The sequence below is a fragment of the Pseudactinotalea sp. genome (genome assembly GCF_048594945.1).
Taxonomy (GTDB): Bacteria; Actinomycetota; Actinomycetes; order Actinomycetales; family Beutenbergiaceae; genus Pseudactinotalea.
Genome location: NZ_JBMDXJ010000247.1, coordinates 1 through 11,507 on the forward strand (window position 1 = coordinate 1; position 11,507 = coordinate 11,507).

Below are 11,507 nucleotides of genomic sequence, written 5' to 3' on the forward strand. Positions count from 1 at the left end.
CGGGGCTCGTGGCCGAGGTCGGGCCCCCGTGGATCATCACCAGCAGCGGTGGCAGATCGCCCTCCGGTCCGGCGGTGCCGGCGAGGGCCGGCGGGTAGTAGAAGCCGTGCGCCTCCACGCCGTCACCGGCGTCCCAGGAAACCGGCTCGGCCTCGCTGATGCGCGCCTCGGCGTGTTCCAGGCGGGTGGAGGAGGCGAGCACCGTGGTGGTGCCCCCGGCGAGCTCGAGCTCGACGACCGCGCCGGGGCGCCGGGGGTGCGCACCCACGAATACCACCCGGTCGGTCGCCGCTGCGATCGCGCCGGCCGGCTCCCACTCGCCGACCCACGCCTCCAGCTCGCCGTTCAGCAGCCGCATCGTGCCGAGTCGACGGCGGCCCTCCTCGACCCAGGAGAGCACCAGGTGGTCCTCGTCCAGCACCGCGATCGTGCGCGGCCCGAACACCCACTGCGGCGCGGAGAACTCGACCTGGGCCGGGTGCAGGTGTCGGGTGCGCAGCTCGAGCCAGCCCTCGGGCGTGCTCAGCTCGGTCCGATAGACGTTCCACCAGCCGGAGCGGTCATCCACGTGCACGAGGTCACCGGCGGGCGTCCAGACCGGCTCCTGGGCGGAGACGTCGTCGCCACCGGCTACGGCGACCGACCGGGAGCGCAGCGTGCCGTCGGTCGCCAGCTCCGCCACGTGAACGATGGAGCCGTCCCACGGCATGTTCGGGTGATCCCAGGTCACGAACGCGAGGTAGCGACCATCGGGGGACAAGCGTGGTGCGTTGACGAAGTCCGTGCCGGCGAACACCTCCCGCACCTGCGAACGCGATGCGGCCGCCGACCCGTCGAGCGGGACCGCCACGAGTGAGATCGTCGGATCGGTTCGGAACCCGCCGGCCTCGCCGTGGTCCTCGAGGACCGCGTAGACCAGACCACGGCCGGCGTCGATCGACAGATCGGCGTACCGACCGCCGTCGGCCGGGGTGAGTGGCGTGGCGCCGCTGCCGTCGAGCGCGAACCGGTACAGCCGGTCGTCCTCCTTGCGGGAGGCGACCACCATGTCGCCGGCCACCGAGAACACACCGCCGCCGTACTCCTGGGCGCGCGAGCGCACGTCGAACGGCTCGCCGTCGGGAGCCTGCTCGGGCGAGACCCGGGTGACGTCACCCGAGGCGTCGCGACGCATCAGCACCGTGCGGCCCTGCTCGGAGGCACGGCCCTCGGTCCAGAACGTGTCGCCGCCGACCACGGCGACCTCGGACAGCCGCACGCTCGCACCCGCGAGGTCAGAGGCGCGCAGCGGCGACGGCCAGGAGCCGTAGGGGAGCGCGGTCACGACCAGCCGCCTGGCAGCGGTCGGCCCTCGTCATATCCCGCCTGCGACTGGATTCCCACGACCGCCCTCTCCACGAACTCCTCGATCGTGCTCGCGCCCGCGTAGGTGCAGGCCGAGCGTAGCCCTGACGTGATCTGGTCGAGCAGATCCTCGACCCCGGGCCGGTCCCGGTCGATGTACATGCGTGAGTGCGAGATGCCCTCTTCGTAGATCGCCTTGCGGGACCGGTCGAAGGCCTCGGGCTCGCTGGAGGAGCGCGCCGCGACCGCACGTGCGGACGCCATCCCGAAGCTCTCCTTGTACTCACGGCCGTTCGCGTCCACATGCAGATCGCCCGGCGACTCGTACGTGCCGGCGAACCAGGACCCGATCATCACCTGGCTGGCACCCGCCGCGATGGCCAGGGCGACGTCACGCGGGTAGCGGACCCCGCCGTCGGCCCAGACATGCTTGCCGAGCTCACGCGCACGCGCCGAGCACTCCAGCACGGCCGAGAACTGCGGGCGCCCGACGGCGGTCATCATCCGCGTGGTGCACATCGCGCCTGGACCGACCCCGACCTTGAGGATGTCCGCGCCGGCCTCGACCAGGTCGGTCACGCCATCGGCCGTGACCACGTTGCCGGCCACCACGGTCACGTCGGGAGCGACCGAGCGCACCGTCCGCAGCGCCTCGATCATCTTCGCCTGGTGCCCGTGCGCGGTGTCGACCACGAGCACGTCGGCCCCGGCCTGCAGCAGGGCCTCGGTGCGGCCCGCGACATCGCCGTTGACGCCGATCGCGGCGCCGACGCGTAGTCGGCCCTCGGCGTCGAGGGCGGGGGAGTAGATCGAGGAGCGCAGCGCGCCCAGCCGGGTCAGCACGCCGAGGTAGCGCCCGGACCCGTCGACCACCGGGGTGAACCGGCGCCGGTTGGCGTGCAGCTGGTTGAACGCGTTGCGCAGCGCGGACTCGCCACCGCCGGCGAGCACGTCGATGCCCAGCGTGGTGACGTCACCCGACATCAGCGTGCCCACCTGCGCGAACTGGTCGGCCCCCTCGCAGTCGTTGCGCGAGATCACGCCGACGGGCCGCTCGCCGTCGAGCACCACAGCCGCGCCGTGGGCACGTTTGTGCAACAGCGAGAGCACGGTGTGCACGGTGTCGGTCGCGGTGACCGTGACCGCGGTCTCCAGCACCGGGTGCCGCGCCTTGACGCGCCCGATCGTGCGGCTCACCTCACCGAGCGGGACGTCCTGCGGCAGGATCACCATCCCGCCGCGCCGCGCGACCGTCTCGGCCATGCGCGATCCCGCCACGGCAGTCATGTTGGCGACAACGATCGGGATCGTCGACCCTGCGCCGTCGACCGGCGTCAGATCGACGTCGAACCGGGAGGCGACGTCCGAGCGGGAGGGGACCAGGAAGACATCGGAGTAGGTCAGGTCGTGCGAGAGCTCTCCGGACAGGAACCGCATGACGTCAGCCTATGCTCCCGCGGCAGGCGCACGGGCTGCGGATCGGGCCGGGTTACCCTCGCTCTCCGTGACGGCTGCCACCCGGACGGACCAGGGCTTCCGCCCCGAGGTCCAAGGCCTGCGGGCGGTCGCGGTCGCGCTCGTGGTCATCTACCACTTCTGGCCGACCCGACTCACGGGCGGCTTCGTGGGCGTCGACGTGTTCTTCGTGATCTCGGGCTTCCTCATCACCTCCCACCTGATGCGCGAGGTCGAGCGCGAGGGAACGGTCTCGCTGCGGAACTTCTGGGCGCGCCGGATCCGGCGGCTGCTGCCGGCATCGCTGCTGGTGCTCGCGGTGTGTGCGGTCGCGACGTACCTGTGGGTGCTACCCACGCACTGGGTGACCACCTCGCGAGCGATCGTCGCCAGTGCTCTGTACGTGCAGAACTGGGCGCTCGCCTCCGACGCCGTGGACTACCTCGCGCAGGGTGAGGCGCCCACGCTCGTGCAGCACTTCTGGTCACTGTCGGTCGAGGAGCAGTTCTACGTGGTGTGGCCACTGCTGCTCGTGGCCGGCCTCGCGTTGGCGCGTCGGTTCCGGCCCGGTCTCTCGCGCGTGCGTACGGCCGCGATCGTCATCGCGACCGTGGGTCTGGCCTCGTTCGCGACGTCGTTGGTCATGACCGCGCGCGAACCCGCCTGGGCGTACTTCGCCACTCCGACGCGTCTGTGGGAGCTTGCCCTGGGCGCCGGGCTCGCGCTGGTCTCGATCCGCCTCGCGGCGGCGCCGCGAGCCGTGCTGGGCTGGCTCGGCCTCGCGGCGATCGTCGCGACTGCCGTGATGCTCGACGGCGGAGCGGCCTTCCCCGGTTGGGTCGCCGCCGTGCCCACTCTCGGGACCGTCGCGGTCATCGCGGCCGGCACCAGCGGCTCTCGCTGGGGGGTGGATCGGGTGCTGAGCCTGCGGCCGGCAAGGTTCCTCGGCGACATCTCCTATGCGGTGTACCTGTGGCACTGGCCGGTGGTCGTGGTGGCGCCGCTCGTCCTGGTCCGCGAGCTCTCGATCATCGACAAGCTCCTCGGCATCGGAGTGGTGGTGCTGTTGTCCTGGGGTACCAAGGTGTGGGTCGAGGACCGGTTCCGCAGGCCCCGCCGAGGGGTCGTGCGCACGTACGCTCTGGCAGCAGCGGGCATGGTGCTCGTGGTCGCGCTGGGAGCGAGCGTGCGGGTCCAGCTCGAGATGCGGGTGACGGCGGCTGAGGCCGTGGTCGCGGAGGCGTCGGCCGACCCGTGCTTCGGCCCCGGCGCCATGGCGGATCCGGAGGCGTGCGGCGGTCCGACCGGTGACGGTCCGCTGCTGGTGCCGCCGGCGCTGATGGCGCTGCAGAACGACGAGCCCCGGTACCTCGGCTGCCAGCAGACGTTGGACAGCGCGGAGGTGGTGAGCTGTAGCTTCGGTTCCGAGGAGCCCGACCCGGACGCCGAGGTGGTGATCGTGGGCGACTCGCACGGTACGCAGTGGTTCCCGGCGCTGGAGGCGATCGGACGCGAACGGAACTGGCGGATCGAGACGTACTCCAAGTCGAGCTGCCCGCCCACAGCGGCCGAGCGGATCGTCGCCGACGAGACCGACGGGATCCGGCTCGAGGACTGCCGCACCTGGCTCGCCGAGGTGACCGAGCGGGTGCGGGCAGCCGATCCTGATCTGGTGATCGTGACCGCGTACTCCTCGGCGTACGAGTACGCCCAGCCGGCGGACGACCGGCTGGGCGAGCCCTCCGCCGTCGAGCCGGATCCGGCGGTCGCCGGCTACGCGAGCCTGTGGCAGCAGTGGCGGGACCAGGGAATCGAGGTCGCCGCGATCGCGGCGATCCCACGGACGCAGGGTGAGAGCGTGCCGGACTGCGTGGCGGCGCATCCGGATGACCTCAGCGCATGCAGCACGCCGCGTGCGGAGGCGCTCCCGCCCGACCCGCTGGTGGCCGCGGCCGAGGAGACCGGGGCGGGCCTGATCGATCTCACTGCGGAGTTCTGCGACGACTCGACCTGTTATCCGGTGATCGGTGATCTCGTGGTGTACCGGGACTTCGGCCACCTCTCGCACGAGTACTCGCGTGCGCTGGCGCCGGCGCTCGAGACCGCGTTGCTCGAGTACCTCCCGAGCGGGTGACGCGGACCTCTCACCCCTTCACGGCGCCGTCGGAGGTGCCCATGATCCGCTTCTGGAACACGAAGAAGAGCACCGCGACCGGGATCGTCATGAGCGCGGCCGCGCCCATCTTGAGCGGATAGTCGGCGGACGATCCGAGCGCGCCCGAGGTGAGCGAGGCGACGCCACGGGTCAGGTTGAACAGGTCGCGGTCGTTCGCCGCCACGATGAAGTGCGACAGCTCGTTCCACGACCCCTGGAAGGAGAGGATCGTGATCGTGATCAGCGCCGGCCGGGCCATCGGCAGCACCACCGACCAGAACACCCGGAAGGTGCCGGCGCCGTCGATGCGTGCCGCCTCCTCCACGCTCGCCGGGATCGACTCGAAGTAGTTCTTCATGATGAAGACGCCTGCGGCGTCGACCAGCAGCGGCAGGATCAGCCCGAAGAAGGTGTTGTAGATGCCGAGCGTGTTGATGACGAGGAACTTCGGGATCAGCAGCACCACACCCGGGACCGCCATCACGGCGACGAGGAAGCTGAACACCAGCGCGCGACCCGGGAAGCGCAGCCGAGCGAGGGCGTATCCGGCGAGCGAGTTGAAGAACACCCGGCCGGCGGTCACGAACAACGTCACGATGACCGAGTTGCGGAACCACAGCGGGTAGTCGGAGGAGGTGAACAGCCGCTGGTACGCCTCGACCGTCCAGATCTGCGGCATCCCGAGCGGATTCGACACGGCGTCGGCGTTCGTCTTGAAGGACGTGAGCACCTGCACCACGAACGGATAGATGTAGATGATCGCGAGCAGCACCAGCACGGCCATCGTGACCACAGTCGCCGTGCGGGAATCGCTGCGGGCACCGCGGCGCCGGGGCGCGGCGGAGATCGTCGATGCCGCCGCGGAGCTCTGCGCGGTCATGTCGGTCGCCATGTCAGTGCCCTCCATGGGTGTCGGCGGCGTACGTGCCGTCGGAGAGCACGAACCTCTTGCGCTTGGGCACCGTGTCGCGCTCGCGCAGCACCAGTCGCTGGATCGCCGTCATCACCACGATGATGAGGAACAGCACGAATGCGATCGCGGCGCCCTGCCCCCAGCGTTGCCCGGTGAACGAGGTCTGGTACGAGAGGAACGCGGGGGTGAGTGTGGTCTTGCTCGGGTCGCCTGCGGTGCCCGCGTAGATCTGATCGAACACCTGCCAGGTGCCGATCAGACCGAGCGTGATCACTGTGAACAGCGTCGGTCGCAGCATCGGCACGGTGATCATCCGGAACCGCTGCCACCCGTTGGCACCGTCCATCAGGCCTGCCTCCTCGACCTCGCCGCCGATGTTCTGCAGCGCCGCGATGAACAGCAGCATGAAGGTGCCCGATGTGGTGAAGATCGCCATGATGATGAAGACGCACATCGCCACGCTCGGGCCGGACAACCAGTTCCACCACGAGACGCCGAGCAGCGGGTTGCCCTGCAGGCCCGACGGCGCGGAGTCCACCCCCAGCGCACCGAGCAGCACGTGGAACACCCCGCGCGGGTCGGTCAGCCAGTTGGGGCCGTCGATCGTGAGAGCGGCGAGCACCTTGTTGACCGCGCCGGTCGCGGTGAACAGGAACAGGAACAGAGCCGTGATCGCGACCGAGCTGGTGACCGACGGGAAGTAGAACGCGGTCCGGAAGAAGCCGCGCGCCTTCAGCACCCGCTTGTTGACGAGCACCGCCAGGCTCAGCGACACGATCGTCTGCAGCGGCACCACGAACAGCACGTAGTAGAAGTTGTTGCGCAGCGCGGTGCCGAAGTCCTGCCGTGCCAGGCCCTGGTCGGTGAGGATCGCCGCATAGTTCTGTGCGCCGACGAACTGGGCGCCGCCGCTGAAGGGATTGCCGCGGCCCGCCCAGTCCGAGACGCTCACCCACGCGGCCATGACGATAGGGACCACGAGAAACAGGCCCAGGATCACGATCACCGGTGTGATGAACAACCAGCCCGAGGCAGCCTGCCCACCGTGGACCGATCGGCGTGCCCCGCGCGGACGCGGGGAACGCTGCGTGTGGTTGGCGCTCATGGCATCAAGCCCCCATCTAGCCCAGGATCGCCTCGAGGTTGGCCTGCACCGAGTCGAGGATCGCCTGCGGGTCACCGTCCTTCAGGCCCTGGATCTGGGAGTTGAAGTCGGAGATCACGTCCGAGGCGCCGTCGGCGCTCGGTGCTCCCTGGGCGTAGTCGGCACCGGCAAGGAAGGCGGCCTGGTCCGGGAACTGCTCGGCCCACTCGCCGCTCACCGACTGCACCGATGGCATCACGCCGAACGCGGTCGCGAACTCCATCTGCTGCTCGCCGGACGTCAGGAAGCCGACCAGGTCGATCGCGCCGCCGGTGTTGGCACCGTCAGCGGCGACGCCCCAGCAGTTGGTGAACTGGAGCGTGCCGGGACCGCCCGGCCCGGAAGGCAGCTCGACCACCCTGTAGCCCACGTCCGGGTAGTTGTTCGTCATCGCGCCGATGATCCAGTTGCCCTCGATCACCATCGCTGCGGCACCGATGCCGAGAGCCTCACCGCCCCAGCCTGCGGACACGTCACCGGGGTAGGCTGCGGTGCCGTCGACCAGCATCTGCTGGACGAACTCGAGCGCCTCGACGTTCTCGCTGCTGTTCGCGGTGGCCTCGGTACCCTCCGCGTTCGTCAAACCGCCGCCGGCCTGCGCCATGAAGGTGCCGACGCGCTGCCACTCGGGGCCGAAGGAGAGTCCCACCCGGTCGTCGGTCGTCAGCGTCTCGGCGACGCTCGCGAGCTCCTCCCAGGTGGTGGGGACGTCGTCGTCGGTGAGACCGGCCTCCTCCCACGCATCGGTGTTGATCACCAGCGCGAGGGTCGAGAAGTCCTTGGGTGCGCAGTACGGGGTGTCCTCGTAGGTGAACGACTGCAGCAGCACGGGGTAGAAGTCGTCGGCGTTCTCAAGCTGGTCGACGTAGGGCAGCAGCGACCCGTTGGCCGCATACGAGGCGAACGTGTCGGAGCCGAGGTAGAAGAGATCCGGCGGGTCACCGGCCGCGAAGCCCTGGCTGAGCTCCTGGGCGAGGTCGGTGGCGGCGACGACCTCGACGTCGGTGCCGGTCTCTGCGGTCCAGGCGGCGGCCGCGGCCTGCACTGCCTGCGTCTCGGCATCACCCGACGACCCGATCAGGACGGTGAGCGCCTCACCCGTGTCGCCGCCGCCCTCGGCACCGGTGTCTCCGTTTCCGCCGGCGGGCTCGGTGTCATCCTCGAATCCACTTCCGCCGCCGCAGGCGGCCAGGGTGAGGGCACCGGCGGCCATCAGGGCGACGACGGCGACGCGACGCCCGGTTCGGGCTGTGCTCATGAGTTCCTCCTCGGGTGGGGGAGCGGGGTCGGGGCGACCACGCTCGAGGTGCGGACGATCAGGTCGGGTGCGAGCAGCACCTCGTGCGGCTCGGGTCGGGGTCGCAGCACGAGGTCGAGGCAGCGGGCTGCGGCCTCGGTGAGTGGCTGCCGCAGCGACGACAGGCCGAGCGGCTCGGCCACGGGGGCGTCATCGAAGCCGATGATCGCGACGTCGGAGCCTTGCGCGGCACGCACGCGCAGCGCCGCCACCGCCACCGAGTCCGACACGCACACGAGCGCGGTCGGGTCGAGACGTTCGAGTAGCTCCCGCACCGGGTCGAGCGCGGCCTCGACCGAGTCGAGCGTGGTCGCCTGCCAGGCGTTGATCTCCGCGCTGCTGCGTCCGCAGGCTCGGAGCGCGTCGGCCCAGCCCTGACGCCGGTCGTCGCCGACGCCGGAGCCCTCGGGCCAGCCCACGAACGCGATGCGTTCGTGGCCCTGCTCGGCGAGGTGCTCCACGGCAGCACGGGTCCCTGCCGCGCCGTCGACGTCCACCCAGTGGTGCGGCGCCGACAGGTCGCCCCACGGGCGGCCGAAGGTGACGAACGGGACACCGCGCTCGGTGAGCCACCGCGTGCGCGGGTCACCGTGGTGGGTGTTGGCGAGCACGAAGCCATCGAGATCCGAGCCGTCGAGAAGGGACCCGTACTCGGCGATCTCGTCCTCGTCGGTGCCGGCGCTGAACAGCATGATCCGGTAGCCCTCGCGCTGCGCGGCCTCGGTGAGCGCGTGCAAGAACGCGCTGCCGACGGCGTAGCGAGTGCCGCCTGTCGCCGGGGGGACCCCGAAGCCGAGCACGTGGGAGCGGCGGGTGACGAGCTGGCGTGCGGCGACGTGGGGTCGGTAGCCGAGCTCGGAGATCGCTCGTTGCACGCGCTCCCGGGTTGCCGGACGCACGATGTCGGGGGAGTTGATGACGTTGGAGACGGTCTGCCGCGACACGCGTGCATGCTCGGCCACGTGTTCCAACGTGACGCGTGGACCCACCATCACCGCCTCCTCGCGGTCCGGTCGCGCCCAGCGTTTGAGCGCTCCAATTCGTGGGGCTAGAGTGGCCCCGCCCGACGCCGTTGTCAAGTGTGAGAGAGCAGGGGGCACCGTGACCCGTCAACCGCTGCTGCACGATCGCCTCGTCTGCGTGGCTGCGCCGACGCAGGCGTGGTCCGGTCCGGACGGCCAGATCCGGCCCGATGCGGGCATCGACGGCGTGTACCACGCCGATGTCCGGGTGCTCTCGACGGCGGTGCTCACTGTGGCGGGCGTCGAGCCCGAGCCGATCGCGGCGTCCGCGAGCGGTCCTGGCGGCGTCCTCGTGACCGCGCTCGCCCGCGATGTGGACGAAGCGGGAGCGGACCCGACCGTGCGGCTCGATCGCGTGCGCGAGGTCACGGCGGGCCGATTCGCCGAGCGGCTGACGCTCAGCTGTGCCACCGACGCGCCGGTCACGACCACGGTGACTGTGCGCGTGGCCGCCGACCTCGCACAGATGGACGCGGTCAAGGCGGGTATCCCAGGGGAGTCGCTGCCGGTCAGCTCGGCGTCCGGTTCGTCGCTGACCTGGGAAGGGTCCGGGGTGACGGTGCGACTGGACGCAGCGGGCGCTGCTGTCGATGTCACGGACCCGAGCGGCCCGCTGCTGACGTGGCAGATCACCGTGCAGGCCGGCGAACCTGCCGTGGTGGGGTACGAGGTCGCGGCCAGCGACACCGGTGCGGTGGTAGCGGCCGGGGGTCGCGCACCGTGGGCGACTCCCGTTGTCACGGGGCTCGACGACCGGCTCCAGGCGCTGCTGGCACAGAGCCTGGACGATCTCACCGGACTCGTGATGTCGGCGGCCGACACCCCGGACGAGCCGTTCCTCGCCGCCGGTGCGCCGTGGTTCTTCACGCTGTTCGGACGGGACTCGCTGTGGGCGGCTCGGATGATGCTGCCGCTTGGCACCGGCCTCGCCGCGGGCACGCTGCGGACCCTGGCGGCGCTGCAGGGCGATCGCCACGACCCGGACACCGCCGAGCAGCCGGGCAAGATCGTGCACGAGGTGCGGCGCGCCGCCAGCGACATCCAGGACGCGGCTCACGGCGCGTTCGTGCTTCCGCCGCGCTACTACGGCACGATCGACGCCACGCCGCTGTGGGTGTGCTTGCTCCATGACGCGTGGCGCTGGGGGATGCCGCGAGCCGACGTCGAGGCGCTGCTGCCGCACGCCGAGCGCGCGCTCGCGTGGATGGCGGAGTCCGGCGACGCCGACGACGAGGGGTTCCTCGAGTACATCGACACCAGCGGCCGGGGCCTGGCCAACCAGGGCTGGAAGGACTCCGGCGACTCGGTGCGCTGGCGCGACGGAAGCCTCGCCGAGGGCACGATCGCACTCTGCGAGGTGCAGGCGTATGCGCACGAGGCCGCGGTCGGCGGTGCGGCGCTGCTGGAGGCGTTCGGTCGCCCGGGCGCCGAGGGCTGGCGCGCCTGGGCGGCGGGTATGCGCACACGGTTCCGGGAGCGGTTCTGGGTCGAGGACGCCGAGGGAAGGTATCCCGCGATCGCGCTCGACGGCGACAAGCGCCCGGTCGACTCGCTCACCTCGAACATCGGTCACCTGCTCGGGACCGGGCTGCTGGATCCGGTGGAGGAGCGAGCCGTCGCGGACCGGCTCACGTCGGCGAGCCTGTCATCCGGCTTCGGGGTGCACACCCTGGCATACGGTTCCGGCGGGTTCTGGCCGCTGCGCTACCACGGCGGCACGGTGTGGCCGCACGACACCGCGATCGCGATCAGCGGGCTGGCGAAGGCCGGCCTCGTCGACCAGGCCGAGGAGCTCGCCGACCAGCTGCTGCGCGCAGCACCCGCGTTCGGCTACCGGTTGCCCGAGCTGTTCTCCGGGGACCGTGCCGAGCAGCTCGGCGCGCCGGCGCCCTACCCGGCGGCGTGCCGCCCGCAGGCGTGGACTGCGGCGGCGGCCGTCGCGCTCCTCGCGGCCCGGCTCGGGCTGCAGCCCGACATACCGGGTGGAATGGTCCGGGTCGCGCCGCGGACCGAGCGGCCACTCGAGGTGAGCGGGCTGCGGCTCGGACCCGAACTGCTCGATGTGGCCGTGGAGAGCGACGGCAGGGTGAGGGTCATCACCGAGGCGAGCATCGCCGTCGAGATCTCCTGACGATCTCCCCACACCCTGTCCGAGGTGCGCCGTACCGGGGCGACCA

8 protein-coding genes are annotated in these 11,507 nt (G+C 71.0%); 2 read left to right on the forward strand and 6 right to left on the reverse strand.

Features of this window, described 5'->3' with window-relative positions; translation table 11 throughout:
* Both ACOJSN_RS10630 and ACOJSN_RS10635 read right to left on the reverse strand, forming a co-directional pair.
* Positions 1–1,324, reverse strand: a 1,324-nt coding sequence (locus ACOJSN_RS10630; protein ID WP_420112471.1) for a TolB family protein, incomplete at its 3' end; no start/stop codon positions are given.
* Positions 1,321–2,781 carry a GuaB1 family IMP dehydrogenase-related protein gene (locus ACOJSN_RS10635; RefSeq protein WP_420112472.1) on the reverse strand — a complete coding sequence of 487 codons (1,461 nt, stop codon included), beginning with the start codon at positions 2,779–2,781 and terminating at the stop codon, positions 1,321–1,323. The genes ACOJSN_RS10635 and ACOJSN_RS10630, both read right to left, overlap by 4 nt.
* Before the next feature lie 67 nt (positions 2,782–2,848).
* On the opposite strand from ACOJSN_RS10635, the gene ACOJSN_RS10640 reads away from it, so the two are divergent.
* Positions 2,849–4,933 (forward strand): acyltransferase family protein, encoded by a 2,085-nt coding sequence (locus ACOJSN_RS10640; protein ID WP_420112473.1) that lies wholly within the window; start codon positions 2,849–2,851, stop codon positions 4,931–4,933.
* A gap of 10 nt (positions 4,934–4,943) precedes the next feature.
* Here ACOJSN_RS10640 and ACOJSN_RS10645 read toward each other — a convergent pair whose 3' ends face one another.
* From ACOJSN_RS10645 to ACOJSN_RS10660, 4 genes are read right to left on the reverse strand one after another with little or no spacing between them, the layout of a single operon-like run.
* Positions 4,944–5,846, reverse strand: coding sequence for a carbohydrate ABC transporter permease (locus ACOJSN_RS10645; RefSeq protein ID WP_420112474.1), 903 nt, complete (start codon positions 5,844–5,846; stop codon positions 4,944–4,946).
* Between the two features lies 1 nt (position 5,847).
* Entirely contained in the window at positions 5,848–6,972 is a 1,125-nt protein-coding gene (locus ACOJSN_RS10650) for a carbohydrate ABC transporter permease (RefSeq protein WP_420112475.1), read from the reverse strand.
* 16 nt (positions 6,973–6,988) lie between these two features.
* Positions 6,989–8,269, reverse strand: coding sequence for an extracellular solute-binding protein (locus ACOJSN_RS10655; RefSeq protein ID WP_420112476.1), 1,281 nt, complete (start codon positions 8,267–8,269; stop codon positions 6,989–6,991).
* A complete protein-coding gene (locus ACOJSN_RS10660) occupies positions 8,266–9,300 on the reverse strand; it encodes a LacI family DNA-binding transcriptional regulator (protein WP_420112477.1) in 1,035 nt (344 codons plus the stop codon). Before ACOJSN_RS10660 ends, ACOJSN_RS10655 begins: the two co-directional genes overlap by 4 nt.
* Before the next feature lie 109 nt (positions 9,301–9,409).
* Between ACOJSN_RS10660 and ACOJSN_RS10665 the strand changes: the two genes are divergently transcribed.
* Positions 9,410–11,461 (forward strand): glycogen debranching N-terminal domain-containing protein, encoded by a 2,052-nt coding sequence (locus ACOJSN_RS10665; RefSeq protein ID WP_420112478.1) that lies wholly within the window; start codon positions 9,410–9,412, stop codon positions 11,459–11,461.
* Positions 11,462–11,507: the final 46 nt, after the last annotated feature.

Coding starts and splice junctions, on each gene's coding strand:
- ACOJSN_RS10660 (WP_420112477.1), bottom strand. CDS start 9,300: ATGGTGGGTCCACGCGTCACGTTGGAACACGTGGCCGAGCATGCACGC.
- ACOJSN_RS10650 (WP_420112475.1), bottom strand. CDS start 6,972: ATGAGCGCCAACCACACGCAGCGTTCCCCGCGTCCGCGCGGGGCACGC.
- ACOJSN_RS10635 (WP_420112472.1), bottom strand. CDS start 2,781: ATGCGGTTCCTGTCCGGAGAGCTCTCGCACGACCTGACCTACTCCGAT.
- ACOJSN_RS10655 (WP_420112476.1), bottom strand. CDS start 8,269: ATGAGCACAGCCCGAACCGGGCGTCGCGTCGCCGTCGTCGCCCTGATG.
- ACOJSN_RS10645 (WP_420112474.1), bottom strand. CDS start 5,846: ATGGCGACCGACATGACCGCGCAGAGCTCCGCGGCGGCATCGACGATC.